The 16,583-nt window shown below is 41.9% G+C and carries 10 protein-coding genes; all 10 read right to left on the bottom strand.

What is annotated here, in order from left to right:
• Positions 1–3 precede the first annotated feature (3 nt).
• The 10 genes from J4N25_RS05520 to J4N25_RS05475 all read right to left on the bottom strand — a co-directional run bounded on the left by J4N25_RS05520 (position 4) and on the right by J4N25_RS05475 (position 16,516).
• Positions 4–3,189: a ligand-binding sensor domain-containing protein gene (locus tag J4N25_RS05520; RefSeq protein WP_207421143.1), complete on the bottom strand. Its 3,186-nt coding sequence runs from the start codon at positions 3,187–3,189 to the stop codon at positions 4–6.
• Between the two features lie 162 nt (positions 3,190–3,351).
• A complete protein-coding gene (locus J4N25_RS05515; RefSeq protein ID WP_207421142.1) occupies positions 3,352–4,617 on the bottom strand; it encodes a DUF2264 domain-containing protein in 1,266 nt (421 codons plus the stop codon).
• Positions 4,618–4,625: 8 nt separating this feature from the next.
• Positions 4,626–5,753: a glycoside hydrolase family 88/105 protein gene (locus tag J4N25_RS05510; protein WP_207421141.1), complete on the bottom strand. Its 1,128-nt coding sequence runs from the start codon at positions 5,751–5,753 to the stop codon at positions 4,626–4,628.
• 126 nt (positions 5,754–5,879) lie between these two features.
• The gene (locus J4N25_RS05505) at positions 5,880–7,838 is read right to left on the bottom strand and encodes a RagB/SusD family nutrient uptake outer membrane protein (RefSeq protein WP_207421140.1); all 1,959 of its coding nucleotides are present in this window, start codon (positions 7,836–7,838) and stop codon (positions 5,880–5,882) included.
• Positions 7,839–7,849: 11 nt separating this feature from the next.
• A complete protein-coding gene (locus J4N25_RS05500; protein WP_207421139.1) occupies positions 7,850–11,173 on the bottom strand; it encodes a SusC/RagA family TonB-linked outer membrane protein in 3,324 nt (1,107 codons plus the stop codon).
• Between the two features lie 611 nt (positions 11,174–11,784).
• Positions 11,785–13,491: an alpha-amylase family protein gene (locus tag J4N25_RS05495; protein WP_207421138.1), complete on the bottom strand. Its 1,707-nt coding sequence runs from the start codon at positions 13,489–13,491 to the stop codon at positions 11,785–11,787.
• Between the two features lie 57 nt (positions 13,492–13,548).
• Entirely contained in the window at positions 13,549–14,424 is an 876-nt protein-coding gene (locus tag J4N25_RS05490; protein ID WP_207421137.1) for an alpha/beta hydrolase, read from the bottom strand.
• 77 nt (positions 14,425–14,501) lie between these two features.
• On the bottom strand, positions 14,502–15,002 hold the full coding sequence (locus J4N25_RS05485; protein WP_207421136.1) for a DUF1579 domain-containing protein: 501 nt from the start codon (positions 15,000–15,002) through the stop codon (positions 14,502–14,504).
• Positions 15,003–15,012: 10 nt separating this feature from the next.
• Positions 15,013–15,444, bottom strand: coding sequence for a VOC family protein (locus J4N25_RS05480; protein ID WP_207421135.1), 432 nt, complete (start codon positions 15,442–15,444; stop codon positions 15,013–15,015).
• 211 nt (positions 15,445–15,655) lie between these two features.
• Entirely contained in the window at positions 15,656–16,516 is an 861-nt protein-coding gene (locus J4N25_RS05475) for an HAEPLYID family protein (protein WP_207421134.1), read from the bottom strand.
• Between the last annotated feature and the right edge of the window lie 67 nt (positions 16,517–16,583).

Below are 16,583 nucleotides of genomic sequence, written 5' to 3'. Positions count from 1 at the left end.
TTGTTAAACTGTGCTTTTGTTACTTTTTACTTCTTTAACCTCCGTTAATTGTAATGGGAGGGTAAGCGTAAATTGGTTTAGTCCAGAGACAATTCCATAGGTCAATTCTCCTCCAAGAAGCTCTGCAAGAGAGCGTGCCAGGGAAAGGCCTATTCCTGTTCCATTGTATGTTTCATGTTCCTTCAAGCGAAAAAACGGTTCAAATATTTTTTCGTGTAGAACTTCCGGTATTAGCATTCCATCATTTATTACAGAAATAGAAAACTCATTTCTTAGATTGCTTACGTTCAATTGTACTTCTACCTTGCTTTCAGCGTATTTGACTGCATTGCTCAGAAGGTTTGATAAGATCTTGTTAAGTGAGTCGAGGTCAGTCAAACAGGAAACTGGTGATTGAGGTAAGATAAGCGAAAATATAATATTTTCTTGTTCCGCGAGACTGGAGAAATTGCCACACGCAGTTTTAAGGATTTTATCGATCCTATCTATCTTTAGGTTTAGCTTAAATTTAGAAATTTCGGTTTGCCTAAGATCAAGGAGCTGGTTGGTCAGTTCAATCAGGCGCTCGGTGTTTCTACTTATTGTTTCTACGCTTTTTGCAATTTCCGGAATATCACGCGTAACTCGTAAAAGGCGAGGTAAAGGAACCTTTATCAGCGTTAAAGGAGTTCGGATTTCATGAGCAACGTTAATGAAGAACTCCATTTTTGACTCTAACATTTCTTTTTCCTTGGTTACTGCCAGCTTTTCTAATTTGCGCCGATTTTTTAGCCCTACTTGTCTGTGATAAATTTTTAACCCGAGCATAATAAGTAAAATAATGCAGATAAAATAAAGCACTAAGGCAACCTTACTTTTCCACCATGGTGGTAAAACCTGGATAGTGAGTAATTTTTGCTCGCTACTCCAAAGCCCTGAGCTATTACAAACCTTTGCTTTAAAAACATAAGTTCCGGGCGGAACGTTGGTAAAAAACACCTTTCTTGTCCGATCTAAAAAAGTCCATTGTTTCGAAAGTCCCTCTAGTTTAAAAGCATATTTTTGAATTTGGGGACTTGCAAAACTCAGCCCCGCCAGTTCAACATTAAAGTCTGATTGCTTGTAATTCAATTGCACCCTGTCAATAAAGCTTACCGATTTTTTCAGAAATTCGATTGTTCCCTCTACCTGAACATTTGAAGTATTTACTTCAAATGCTGTGATAAAAAGGGGAGGGATTCGGGTGTCCTGCCGAAATTCATTTGGATCAAATGCTACAAGGCCTTTTAAACATCCGAAAAATAGCCTTCCATCCAGGGCTTTCAGAGAGGAACCGAAATTAAACTGATCAGAAATAAGGCCTTTTGATTTATTGAACACCTCCACATTGCCGTTATGTGGAAGGAACCGCACCATTCCTTTGGTAGTCCCTATCCAAAGAGCGCCCCGGTCATCTTCCTGAATACTCACTATGTAATTACTCGGAAACTGCTGTTTGATACCATACCTAACCATTTTACCGCCCGGGGCCTCCAGTCGACATAGGCCGTTATTTGTGCCAAACCAGCAATTTCCTTTTCTATCCTTAAAGCATACATTTACCCAGTTATTACTTAAGGTGCCCCGGTTATTCCTTGTGTGTTTATAATGCTTTCGCTCCCCGGTCTGTTTGTTGTAATAAAACAGCCCTTTGCCGAATGTTCCTGCATAGATCCCTCCCTTACCATCTTCCATAATAGAGGAATACCAGGCCTTAGCAGGCACCTCATTTATTAACTCGAACTGATCAGTTTTTTTATTATAGTAATATAGCCCTTCAGCTGTACCTGCTAACTTTTCTCCGGTAGCTGTTTCGTACAAATTATAAATGAAATCCGATTTTAGGCCACTCTTAGGCCCCATCTTGTATTTTTTAATAACTCTGCCGGTAGAAATATCTATTATATCCAGACCGTTGCGAAGCGTACTTACCCATAATTTATCCTCGGAAATAAGCATAGCCTGAACATTGTTATGTGAAATAGCTTCTTCAGAGGTCCCAGCGCGAAAATGTGTAAACAAACCGGTTTTGGGGTTGAACTTGTTCAGTCCCGCATCTTCTGTCCCGATCCAGATGTTGCCAAACCTATCTTCTTTTAACCCCCTCACCACGTTACCGCTTAAGGAATTTTCACCAATCCGAGGGCTGTACCTTTTGAACCATCTATATAGCCCTGGATAATAATCTAATCCTCCAAAATAAGTACCAACCCAAACACCGCCCTCCTTGTCTTTGTATAGGGTATGCACGGCGTTATCACTAAGAGAGTATCTATCATCCTGTCTCTTCTGAAAGTTACGGAACTCGCCTGTTGAAGGGTTGTATATAAAGATCCCAAACTCGCTCGCAATCCAAATTTCCTCTTCTGAGACTTTAAGGAAGCTTCTCAAAAATAGGTTTTGGCCTTTGGAATATGGAATACGGACTTTTTTACTCGTGCCTGTTCTGGTTTCGAACAGAAAAAGGTGCCTGTCACTATTTAATACAAGGATCTTGTTGTTGGTCACCTCCTGAATGCCGGCCAGCCATCGATCGCCCGCATGATGAGAAGGGATCAATGTATGTATTGAGAACGACTTATGTCGCTGATCGAACTTTCTGATACTGCCATCCCCCGCCGAAAGCCACAGATCACCATTTGATAGAAAGCAAATATCTGTAACGCGGACAGAATCAGGTTGGCCATATTTAGTGATTTTACCCGTTTTTCTAGTATATTTTTGTAGAGTGTAATTACTGATATACCAAAGATTACCTTCTTTATCCTCATTTATTGCTCGTATCCAAATTCCTTCAGTTCCTGGTGTAACCTTAAATTTTTCATTAGCGGGATTATAGCTATACAATCCTTCCACAGTTCCAACCCAAAGGGTCCCATTTTTATCCTCTTTTAAACTGTAAATTGAATTATTTCCGATACTTCCCTGTAGGTCCTCGTTTGTTCTGAATATTTTGAAACGATACCCGTCAAAGCGATTGAGCCCGTCTTTTGTACCAAACCACATAAAGCCACTTCTATCTTGAATCATCGATAGAACGGCGTTATTTGACAACCCCTGTTCTACCTGGTAGTGGTTTAAAAAGTAGCTCTGACTTATGGCTGGTAAACTTTTGGTAAGGAAAAACAGGATTACAACAAGCTGGTAGACTACTAATTGGTTATTGCGCATTTGCCGAGAAAAAAGGACTTGGTATCTATCATTTAAAAGTATATAATTAATCATTTTATTTCATTCTTTTTTCAACACGGTTGGAGGACTTCGGAAAGCAAAAAAGCCAGCCCTATGAGAGGGCCGACTTTAACCAATTAAAAGATATTATGATGAATAATTTTAATGTAGCCCTTTAAATTCATGATAGGTATGGTCTTGCGGGAAATCTTCCCCTTCCCAGGCTTTTTTCGAAGTCCAGGACTGTGCTGGACTTGTCCAGAAAGGATGGGTAACTGGAAGCCCTAAAGGCAGAAAAGCTGCAGCCGCGAGATACAGACTACCATTGTTCGTGTACGAATTTGAGACGTTCGGTTGCTTACCATTGAAGCCAAGGGTAAGATAACCGTTCTCATTATAATTTTGCTTGTCTCTGAACATCCGCTGGATAACAGCGGTCATGGCTGCGCGTACCTGCCCATTAGATAGCTCTTTAGGAAGGGCTTCCTTCCAAGCGAGTAAGGCCAAGGGCTGTAATACAGCTGTACGATAGGTAATTGACCGTCCAAATACCGGGAAGGCGCCTTCAGGTGAGACAAGACGTTCGAGAATCACCCCATACCTTTGCATTCGTGTCGTTGCAACCTCATAACTGCAGCCTGCCCATTGCTTTCTAGTTTTGCCTTTATCTGTTAACTCTTCCAGTGTTTCAAAGTACATGGGTTGAATAACAAAACTGTTGTAATAGTCGAATGCAAAGTCTGGCCCATCAGAATACCAGCCATCTCCAATGTACCACTCATTTACTTTCCTCAAGGCCGAGCTGATACGGTATTCATCGGCATTTGCGTTGGCCTTGCGGAGAAAGACCTCAATGGTGGCTGAAAATAGTAGCCAGTTGCTATACGGTGGATTTATCTTGCGTAAATTAGTAAACTCTTTGATATAAAGCTGTTTGGTTGCTGGATCTAGCGGCATCCAAAGTGCATCATAGCCACGTAGAAAGCTTTCGGCAAGAAAGGCTGCATCTACAAGAGTTTGAGCACTTCCTTCCCATTGAAGTCGGTCTTTGCTCCCTGGATCCACCGCGTTAGCATAACTTTTTAACGCCCAATCTTTAAGTTGCTTACGTTGTTTTCCTTCCCGTGTATCGTCCTCAGGAAGGGCAATCCATGGGGCAATACCAGCCATTAACCGGCCGAACGCTTCCATATAAGAAACCCGCTTGTTCCTGCCATCCCAGGTTGGGCTAAGCTCAAGGGCCATTTTTTCTTGCAGTTTGCCTTCGCTCATATTTCGAAGCACAGGTTCGGCCATACGGTAAGTTATATCTGTCCAGATCTGCCTGTCATTCTTTGATTCCTGTTGTTTCCGCTGTGCCCAGGCAATGCTGCTTTGTGATATCAAATAGATGCAGGCAAGTACGAATGTTTTTTTAATTAGGTTCATTTGCTCATCTAATTATTGTTCTCCAAATAGCGCGCTTGCTCACAGGCCGCTAAAAGAAATGCACCTACTCCAAAATCATGAGTTGAATTAGCATCAACGATTTGTCCCGGGATTGCTTTCTCTCCGATAGGCTGTATGTACCCAACTTTGCCACCAGGTTGTAAAGCCGTTTTGCTGAGATATTGCCATGACTTTTTTACAACTGGCTCAAACGTTGCTTTGTCCAGAACACCGTTGTTTATTCCCCATAACAAGCCATAGGTGAAAAACGCTGTGCCGCTTGTTTCAGGTCCAGGGGCCTGGGCTGGGTCTAAAAGACTCCTTGTCCAGTACCCTTGGGGTTGTTGACTAGCAGCGAGTGACTGAGCAATGGTTTGGAAGCGTTTTATATAGTCAGCGCGATACTTGTTTCCTTCAGGCAGGTCCTTTAGCACTTTTGCATAGGCAGCAAATGCCCATCCGTTTCCCCGTGCCCAGAAATCCTTTTTACCGCTGGCTGTTTTATGCTTTGGATACAAATACTTCATATCCCGAAAATAGAAGCCTGCTTCTTTGTCGTACATCATGCTATCGCACGCGCTAAGATATTCGTGTAGCTTTTCAAGATATTGTTCGTTTTTGGTCACTTTGTACATCTTGGTCATCACCGGCATCACCATATAAAGCGCATCAACCCAATGCCAATAGTCTTTTTTAGGGGTGTTCATCTGATATTCCATCACTTCACGGGCACGCGCTACCTTGTATTTTTTCTTTTCTAAAAAGTAAAGGTCCGCATATGTTTGAAAGCAGGTTTGCCAGTCTCCAAAAAGTACATAATCATCAGTCTCTCCGTAGGTAGTCTTCCAATTGGCCTTATTGTCAGACTTAGCACCTTTCCATTCATTATGCTCCGCCCAAGCGGTTGAATATTGGAGGTAATTTTTGTCTTTGGTAAGGAAATAAGCCTCCATGTTGCCGGTATGATAAGCACCAACATCCCAAAATGCCCGTTGCTGCGGGGAATGCTCTGTTTGCCAGTACCGGTTAACACTATGGATGATTTGAATAACACTGTCACGAGGTGTTGTTTGAGCATAACCATAGGTTAAGCAAGCTATAGTCAAAAGAGTAAAAATAAAAGTTGTTCTTTTCATCTTATGGTAAGTATGTGTGTTGAAATTGTTGCTGGGGCTAAGCAAGATAAACTAAGGCAAATGGGAAATTTAGCCTATTTTACGTTAGAAAAAGGGAGGCTGACTCGCCTCCCTTTAGGTATTTACTTACTTAGTAATGTCTTCATCAGCTAAAGCGTCCTGCCATTTCTCCCAAATTGGAGCAGCTGTATTTCCGCCAGAATAACCCGGATTTTGACGGAGTTCAGCTCCGCCATTTGCCTGGATATCATCATTAGGAATAGGCCAGTTTATATTATGAGGAGCCATGGTATAAGAACGTCCTCTTACCGATACTTTCCCCTTATTATAAAAATCATTGTAACGTTGGATGCGTTGATACCAATAGCTGTTCTGGTGCAGATTGGCGACCGTATACGTGTTTCCCCATTCGTCAGCCTTGCCGCTAAGAGCAAGACAATAGGAAACACGGCTCAACTCTGTAAACCGCCATTCTTCCATATGTAGTTCCCTGGCTCTTTCATTCATAATGTCGCCAATTGTTACAGTAGAATATAGTTGGGTACATCCCGCACGTTGCCTGATGATGTTAACATCATTTACTGCAGTTGGATCACCTTTATAAAACTTAGCTTCAGCACGGAGCAGATAGGTTTCGGCAAGGCGGTATAGATACAGGTCACCCGCTCCACCACGATGATTTATTTCCGCTGGATTGCCTGTTTCAAGTGGATTTTCAATGTAATATTTGTAATGCGGCCAGTCAAACCAGTTACGGATGGTATCAGTAGATAGAAGAGTCCCGGCAGCATTACGCAGACGAAGATTTTGACCAAAAAAGGTACTCGTTGGATCATTGTATTTTAATGACTCCATGGTAACCCAGTTACCAACAGCAGTATTGTGCCTGAGGTCAGTTTCGTCATTAACGCCATTTACATACCAAAGCGATTTTTGAGCGAAATAAGTAGGGCGGATATGGGCAATGCCGCGACCGTGAGCACGTACATAGTCATACTGAGCACGGAAATTTGCATTGGCAGACCCATTGGCGTTCTGCCTTGAAAAAAACCTTACTGCCTGCTTTCCGTCCGGAGTTGAATTACCTGGATTGTCAAGTAGTGGAAGCCAGTTACGCATCGAATTCATTGCATATCCAGCATCAGTAGAAAGGCGATTAGACATCACCATGATCGCTTCTGTATTTGCGTTTATGCCTTTATTTTCCGGCCGGTGAAGATCCCATATCACGTTCCGGGTAATTGGCCAGGTAGCAGGGTAGGGGTTAATAAATGAACCAAAGTTATTCGTCATCAATGAGTAACCAGAACTATTGATTAAGATGTCAGCCTGTTCAATTGCTTTATCCCATTGTCCTGTCGCCAGGTAACACTTAATCAGCAATTGACGGCAAGCGCCCTTATTTACTAGTCCCTTAAGGGTCATAGCACTTTGGTTTGGCACCCACTGCACCGCGTTTTCCATATCAGCGGTTATTTTCTCAAGGATCGCTTCACGCTTCGTACTTCTGTAATTCAATTTTGGCTCACTTAAGATCTTAGTGATCAGCGGTACATCTTTAAACTCAAAACACAAAGCCATGTACCGGAATGAGCGATGAAAATACGCCCTTCCACGGTATTCGTTTTTAGTGGCCTCGTCCATGTTAGGCACATTATCAATATAGGTAAGTACAGTATTGGCATACTTAATCCCGTTAAATGTCTCGCGCCAAAAATGGTCCCGTAATCTTTCAGGCATATCTGTAGGCACTAGACGGGTGGCAATGTCTGCCAGTATATTTCCGTCGTCTGTCTTCGCAGCTACGGCCATGTCAGAAAACATATATTCTGTGCTTATTGGAAGGCCAAGATCCTGGATTGTAGGATTGGTCCAATAGCTCCTTAAATGGCGGTCGGCTGTAGCAATTGCAGCGTCGAGGCCACCCTTGGTGGTGAAAGTTGGTCCTGGTTCGAAAAATGATATCGGGTCGGGTTCCAAAAAGTCCTCTTTACATCCTGTGATAGTTATTGCAGCGCCTGCTAAAATCAAAAGGGCTTTTAATGATCTTGAGACTAATCTATTTTGATTATATTTTCTTTTCATTACGTGCTGGATTAAAAAATTACATTCAGACCAAAAGTATAGGTTCTAGGAGCCAGACCGGCTCTCTGCATCCGCTGACGCTGGGCGGCATCATCGCGATTTGTTGCGTTATCAAAGGTTTCGATATCACCGTATTCAAATTTCTCCTTTGTCCATACTGCCACATTGCGTACAGTTCCGAATACTTTTAACCTTTCTATTCCTGGTATTGGAAGTACTTTCACCGGAAGGGTATACCCCAGAGTAACATTCTCAAGCCTGATGAAAGAGCGATCATAAATCCTTGGAGGAGCTGTTGCGCCAGAAGGTCCCCTTGCATCTAAGCGGCCGTATTCGTTCGTAGGGTTGTCCAGGCTCCAGTATTTTTTTTCCCAGGTATTAGCAAGATTTGTTACAAGGGAAGTAGCGTTGTCCTGATTTAAATATATGCCGATAGGTGTTTTATGACCCCAGTAGGAGTACATATTAAACGAGAAGTTTAAATTTTTATAATTGAAATCATTGCGTAATGACCACATCACAGGAGGATTGCTCTGACCTAAAATCTGCCTGTCCTTATCATTATAGATGGGGGTTACGGTTCCATTTGCATTCTTAACATCGTCCTCAGTAAACTTATTTTCAACTTTTGGATCACCAGGACGCTGACCATAAACTGCTGCTTCGGCAGCTTCGTTAGCCTGCCAGATACCAGTAACTTTAAAGTCCCAAATAGCACCAATAGGTTTGCCAATGAACCATCTGTTGCCCTGGTCATCACGTTCAACACCGTTATCATAGATATAATAAAGGTGTTTTATGGTGTTTTTATATTTTGAAAAACCAAAAGTAGAACTCCATGTGAAATCCTGCTTTTTAATATTAACGGTATTTAATGAAAGTTCAACACCTTTGTTTTCTACTTTACCAAGGTTCATGTTGATGTTTGGAAAACCAGTGAACGTTTGGAGTTGCCTTCTCATAATCATATCCACCGTTGGCGTGATGAAATAATCAACAGCTCCGGAGATGCGGCCATTAAGGAAGTCAAAGTCCAAACCTGCGTTAAAGGCCTCAGTTTTTTCCCATGTTAAGTTCGGGTTGGCCATGCGATCCATATACAAATACTTCGCCTGTACCAGGCTATTACTATTATCCAAATAACCCATTGTGGCCCCGTTTGCACCCAACGAAAGATTTGCAAGAGCAAGATAAGGGTCTCCCAACTGCCTGTTTCCGTTCTGTCCCCATGAGATCCTTAATTTACCATTACTCATTGGTGCCCATTTAAAGAATTTCTCGTTAGTAAATGTCCAGGCAAAGGCTGCAGCGAAAAAAGTTGCCCGTCTGTTGGCGGCTCCGAATGCTGAATATCCGTCGCGACGAATTGATGTAGTGATAGCGTAACGATCGTTGTAGGAATAGAACAAGCGGCCTAGTAAACCGTCAGCGGTTTCTTTTGAGTCGTCTGTATTGAATGTACTTCTGTCCTTATTTCCTAGACTGGTTTCATGGTAGCCAAGAGCATCGGTGGGAGTAATATCACGGGCATTAATTACGTCACGCCAAAATTGTCGTTGTTCAGCCTCCTGTACAAATGTAAGGTCTAAACGATGTTTCTTTGCAAATTCGTGCTGCCAGTTGAAGGTATTATTAAAAGACCAATCAAAGCGCTCGGACTGCTCGCGGTTTATCAGACCATTCGTTGACCTCCAGGCAGGGTGATTAGCCGACTCCCAGTAACGGTCGTGAAAATACTGATAGCGTGGAGATCCATTGAAGGAATAATTGATTTTGAAGGGCAATTTTACCTTTGCGGTAAGAATAGGATTTAACACTGTAAAGCCCCTGTCAAGGTCCATAAATTGACGATCATAGTCATAATTATAACCTCTATTGTTAGCCTGAGCATCGCCCATTGGAAAAACAACAGGGTTGCCATCAGCGTCTGCATAATCTGCAAAAGGAGAGTTTAGCGTTACCTGTCTCTGCCACTCAGCAGAAAGGTCAGCATCTGTTCTGTGCTGGAAATTAACATTTGCACCTAGGTCAAGCCACTTATTTATCTTTCCGTTAATTTTCATGTTAGAACGGATGGTGCTAAATTCGTTACCCTTAGTCAAACCTTCGTTCGAAAGATACCCCAGAGACAAATAATAGTTCATTTGGTCCGACCCGCCCGATGCACTAATGTTATAATCCTGATTAACTCCCGTTTGGAAAGTGTGATCGTACCAGTCGAACGTTTTTCCGTTGAGGTAGTTACTTAGAACTACCGGCGCATTGTTAAGTAACAATCGTCTCGCATATCGCTCCTGATCAGGAATAGTTGTGGGTTCTGTTGTGTATGCCCTCCATTGAGCAAGCGTAATACCATATTTCGCTAAGTTCTCATCCGTTGGCATTTCATAAAATCCTGGCCTGTTCTGATTGCCTGTAGCTTGAACAGGGGTACGGTAAGCTTCATATTGGCCGGTGGCAGTGTTCAAGCCATAGGTTGGAGCAGTGTACCAGTCCTGACGATACTTGATGTATTCTTCCGGACTAAATACTTGGCGGGTAGATCCTGGGGTAAATAAGCCAAAGTTGCTGGTAAAATTAATCTTCGGCTTTCCTACCTTACCCTTTTTTGTGGTAATTAGGAGCACACCATTAGCAGATTTAGCACCATAAACAGCTGCGGCGGAAGCATCTTTTAAAACGTCTATTTGTTCGATATCATCCGGATTAATTTCGGATAGTTCACCATAGAATATAGTTCCGTCGAGAATAAGTAATGGGTCATTATGACCACCATCTGTGTAAACAGAGCGTTGTCCACGAATTTGAATAGAACCTCCACCTTTAGCTGTTGGGTCCATTCCCACGCTTAAACCAGGTGTTCCCCTGATTATGTCCTGTACAGTATTTGGATTCTGATCGGCGATCTTATCAGGCTTTATTTGCGTAACAGCACCGGTAAGATCCTTTTTTCTTACGGTATTGTATCCAACTACTACTACTTCTTCAAGGCTTTTACTGTCTGCTGTAAGCTTTATTTCAAAAGTAGAAGAGGTTCCAGTGTTGACTGTTTTTGGGGTATAGCCTAAATAGGATACAATTAAAACTGCGTTTGCAGGAACATTTAACCTGAATTTACCCTGGGCGTCTGTAGATGTTCCGGTATTACTATTTTGTACTTTAATGGCAACTCCGACCAGGGTTTCTCCGGTTTTAGCGTCTGTAACGGTACCTGTTATAGGCCGGTTCTGTGCGATTACTCCAATAGGCATTAACAAGGGGAGCATAGTAAGGAGCAGGAATTGGACCCAGGCCAAACTCCATTTCTTGTAATTGGTTAAGTAAATTTTATTCATTGTGAGATACTATAATGGTTGTTAATAATTAACTTGGATTTGTTGATGGCCTTATTTATTCTAGCCATCGGAATAAAAACAGCGGTTTTTCATACGGGTTAAAAAATTGTAAATAGAGCTACCTGAAATAGGACATTCCCTAGTTTGCGAGGTTTGTTCGTTAATAATTGGTCATTTCAGCTAAAGTGGATAAACTTTAGAGTAGTTTACCGGGGATAATCCGACACCTTTTCATATGTATTTCGATTAATTGGTTATAAAATCAAATTTTGAGAAAAGGGGAAAAAGAAATTCGGCCTAGCGTGCCAAAAGTTCAACCAAATTTGACATGTGGACTTTTAAGTATTTGTTGCCGATTAATAAAAGGCCGGTGCTGTTTATGAGTTGACAGATTGTGCCGTTTCGATCCAGAGTAGTTTTGCAAGATGTGATGCGGTTGTCGTTTTATTTTTGCCACCACTATTTAATCTCGGTTCTGGTTGCTTTGGTGTAAACCAAGCGAAACCAATTTTGGGAAGAAGTAATTTTAAATAAGCTTTCTACTGATTTGAATTTTATACTTTCAAATAGCAGAAAGCCTGCAACTTAGGGGAATTGCTTAATGGAAATTATCATTCCTTAACGCTGTACCATTTATAGCCGTATGCTTCAAGGTTTACATCCAGCTTAGGGTCTGAAACCTTCAGGCTTGACTTGGTAAACAGATCCTCCAGGCTTCCTGATTTTACTTCTGTATCGACTCTTGTTTTCTCTGGTTCCTCGCTGAAGTTATGGATCATAATCAGGGATTTACCTTTGTAATCGTACCTGATAGCCAACACACTTTCTGATTTTGTTTCCAGGATCTTCCAGGTTCCCAGTCCTATCTCCGGATGCTGTTTCCGTATGTCGATAAGCTTCTTGGTGAAGTTTAGGAGAGAGCCAGGGGTCTTTTTCTGGGCTTCTACATTCACCTTTTTGTAATTGAACTCACCAAGACTTATCAGCGGCCGGAAAGTAGTTTTAGCCGTCGAGAAGCCTGCGTTCGGCCCGGGGTTCCACTGCATGGGGGTGCGTACCGCCAACCGTTCCTTCAGGCTCTGATCATCGCCCATACCAATCTCCTCGCCGTAGCGTATAACAGGCGTGCCGGGAAGTGAAAACAAAAGGCTGTAGGCCATTTCCAATTGCTTTTTATTGTTGGAGAACATAGGAGCAAGACGTCTTCGTATTCCGCGATCGTACAAACGCATGCTGGTATCGGGAGCAAATTTCGAATATACTAAGCCCAGCTTATTTTTAGGTAGGCGACCCAAGTCTATTTCGTCATGATTGCGAAGGAAATAGGCCCATTGAGCCGAAACCGGTTTCTCCTTGGTATCTTCCAGTGCTTTCACAAAGTCTTTTACATTTCCCGAAGCAAATGCATAGAACAGGTACTGATTGCCAAAGAAGTTGAACATCATTTGTAAGCGGTCGCCCTGTTCTCCAAAATATTCAATGTTCTTATCGATCTCTACGTTTGCTTCACCAAGCAGCAAAGCGTCGGGTTTTATCTCTTGAACAGTTTTTCTAATTTCGGTAAGGAATTCAATTTTGTTTTCAGGGTTATCAGCACCGGTTTTAGGAAGGTCAATGATAAAAGGAACAGCGTCCAGCCGGTAGCCGTCGAGCCCTTGTTTTAACCAGTACTGCAGTGCTTTTTTCATCTCAAGCTGAACATCCTTATTTTCGACATTGAGATCGGGCTGAAAGGTGTAGAAGCGGTGGAAGTAATACTGCTTTGCAAGGCTGTCGAAAGTCCAGGTTTCCTTCTCAACTTTCGGAAAGCCCATACCCTTGTTCCAGTCCTCAGGCCGTTCTTTTGACCAAACGTAGTATGAGAAATATTTAGAGGTAGTGTCCTTTCGGGCCTGCTGAAACCAGGGATGTTCAACGGAGGTGTGATTTAGCACCAAGTCCATCACCACCTTAATGTTCCTTTTCTTTGCCTCCGAGATGAAAGAATCGAAGTCGGCTTTTGTTCCCAGTCGCTTGTCTATCGTGTAATAATCAGAAACATCGTAGCCATCGTCCTGATCCGGAGTAGGCTGAAATGGAGAGAGCCAGATGACATTTACACCCAACCATTTCAGGTAATCAAGCTCTTGGGTAAGACCTTTAAAATCACCTGTTCCGCTGCCATCGCTGTCTTTAAAAGCATCGATATCTACATTGTAGATCACACTTGTTTTATACCAAGGTATTTCCCCGGTTTGAACCTGTTGCTTCGTTTTTTCCTTGCAAGAGAATAGTAGAACCAGAAAGGTATAAAGGTAAATTGCAGGAAATAATTTCATAGGGTTGTTCATGCACTGCAATAACCCTCTGAAAAACAAAAAAGTTTATCTGAATTCTTATCTTACACCAAACCTTTTCAAAAAATCAAACAGAGGAATCTTCACTTCTTCTTTAATTTGTTTCGACAAGGCATGCCCCCCATTTTTCACTTCTTTAAATTCTGTAGGCACTCCAACTCGCTGTAGTTTAAGATTCAAAAGTTTTGATTGTTCAAAGGGTACCGTTCTATCCTTATTTCCATGCACGATAAAGACAGGAGGGGAGCTTTTACGAATATATGAGATAGGAGACAGACCGTGTAGAAATGATATGTCAGCTTCTCTTCCATCTAACCAATCTCTTGAAGCAGATCCTGTTTTTTTCAACGCGTCCCATTGATTAAGGTCCGATATACCTGAAACATCAATAATTGCTGCTACTTTGGACTTTTTATCTGGAGTAGCAGTGCATCCATCATTGAAAATGGCATCTTTGGCCGTTAATCCGGTCATTAAAGCCAGATGTCCCCCAGCAGAAATACCCATTATCACTATTTTTTTTCTGTCGATCTTGTAAGTATCTGCATTCGCAATTAGGTATTGTAGGGCACATTTGCTGTCTTCAATAGCTGCAGGGGCAACAGCTTGTCTGGCAACCCGGTATTCTATATTGGCAACTACAAAGTTCTTCTCGAAGAACATAGCAAAATCAGTTTCCTGTTCCTTTTTTCCATGTACCCAACCGCCTCCGTGGATGAAGATAATAAGCGGTCTTTTTCTGCCGCTTTGCCTGGGAACATAAATATCCATGCTGCCATTCCACTCGCCAACCGACTTATAAACCATGTTTTGGCTTAGCGAATAATTCGAAGGAGGTAACACTTGGGCGACTGTAATGTTACCTACCAAAACTTGTAAAGCAAACGCCAGGATAAGAACCCATTTATAATTCATCCGGCAAAGGAAGTAATTATCAAGCTAAGCCATCAAGTTTCGTTAACTTTAAAAGGAGGATAATGATTTTCTCATCATTAATTGACCTTTCTGTAAACGGTTTCGGTCGCCTTAAACTCCTGACCCTCGGGAGAGATATTAAAAGCTGTAATTATTATTTCATCATCGCTACTGAAAGCGATATCTGTTCGCCATCCCCAGTGCTGTTCCGTCTCGGGTGTCACATAAGTGTAGCCGCCTAAAACAGAGATTTCTCTTTCATCTTTTTTGCCTTCTGAAAACATCATTGCAGTTCCATTATGAAAAGAGTCGATCCATGCGCACTGAAATTTCCTTAGTTCCAAATGGTACCCATAAATAGCCATACCTGTAATTGGTTTATCACCAAAGCTTGATTCGTACTCATGCATGATGAATCTCCCATCCAGGATGAGCTTCATCGTTCCACTTATAGCCGATTCATCCTCTAGCTTGCTGGGATCAAACCAGGTTTTTGTAGTGCCTTTCCATTTTCCCACCAACCTGCTTAGTTGAAAATGGGCGCCTGTTGTTCTGGAAGTTTCAAATTTTTCACTCATAGGAATAGGATTAGATGGTTTGCGGGTCAAATTCTATGATCCATTCGATACCGTATTTATCTCTAAAACAGCCACCGTATGAACCCCAGGGACTATCTTCAATTGGCGCTTCTATTTGTCCGCCTACTGAAAGCCCGTTAAATATTGTGTCTGCTTCTTCTTTACTTTCTGTAGTGACTACAATTTTACTTCTGTTCTCATTTTCGTTTGTTTTGCCCAATATCTCTGGAACATCATTTGCCATCAGCATGGGACCTTTTCCAATTGGCAGAGCGATATGCATAATTTTATTTTCTTCATGTTCTGCTACAGGGAATTCAGCACTTGCAATGTCTTTGAAACGAATAACTTTTGTAAACTCTCCGCCAAATACTGATTTGTAAAAGGTAAATGCTTCTTCGGCATTTCCGTTGAAATTAATGTGAGGATTGATTAATGCCATACCTGTAAAATGGATTTCTTTTTTTCAAACGTACTACTAAGCTACTATTTAAATTAGGTATAATCGCGACAAAAAAGAGGTTGATTGCGCCAGCTTAATAAGAAAGGGTGAGGTTGTACAGGTAAGATTCATTACGGGCGAAGTAGGCGTAGTGCAGGTTGCAAAGAAGGCTTAACCGCACTACGCTGTAATGTATGGGCGTAACTATTATTTATTTATGCTTGTGTTTGGGTTCCCAGATCAGCCTTATAAAAGAGCTTAGTCTTTCATTTTCTCTGCTCACAGGAATTCCTGCCACAATTCCAATCATCAGATCATCGGCAATTCCCAAACGCATTTGGGGTCTGATGGTCATGTCGAGCCTTCGGTCGTCCACGGTCTTATTAAATTCAGTTCCAATAAAGTTTCTTGTGCCTGAGATCATATAATGGAAACTTGTATTAATGTCAAAAGTGGTGTGGAATTTCTTTGTGTTAAAATTCTGTTCAATCATCGGGCCGGTATAGATCAGTGAATGAAAATTGTTTCCCCAGCGTTTTGCAACAACAAAGAACGGATTATAAACATTTCCCTTGATTAAGGGGTTGCCAAATCCTCTGAAGTCCGAAAGTTCAAACTCGTTGATATACCCCAATGCCATAGACGTGGCTGATTTTTCATTCACAAAAAACGACCACTGAGCGGCCAGCTTCAGGCTATTCAGTTTATTTGAGGGGATAGAGTCTTTTGGCGTCCCCTTCATGCCGGAATGAAAGGTAAAAGGTAATTCCACTTCAAGTCCCAGGCGGTTTATAGGAGCCCATTCATATTCTACCAGGGCTTCGTATGTATCGAAACTCAGCTTATCTGTTAATCCTAAACCAACATTCCATTCCCTTTCACCTTTTCTTGCACCCAAGTCGCGGATTAAGTCAATATAGAGCGGCTCCGCATGTAAAACCTTGTGTGGTTCCTTATGTTCTTCCACTTGTTGAATGTAAAGGCTGTCTTTTTCAGGATTGGTTTTTTGTGCAAAGCTGTATGTAGTAGATGCTAGTATTGCTATTAGCATCATGATTGTTCTGATGTTCATTTGATTGATATGTATTTTTGAGCATAGTAAAATTTTCCACCATTATTTCAATGGTAGTAGTTTGTCT

This window comes from Desertivirga brevis, assembly GCF_017355835.1.
This window is presented reverse-complemented; position numbering and strand designations above follow the sequence as displayed.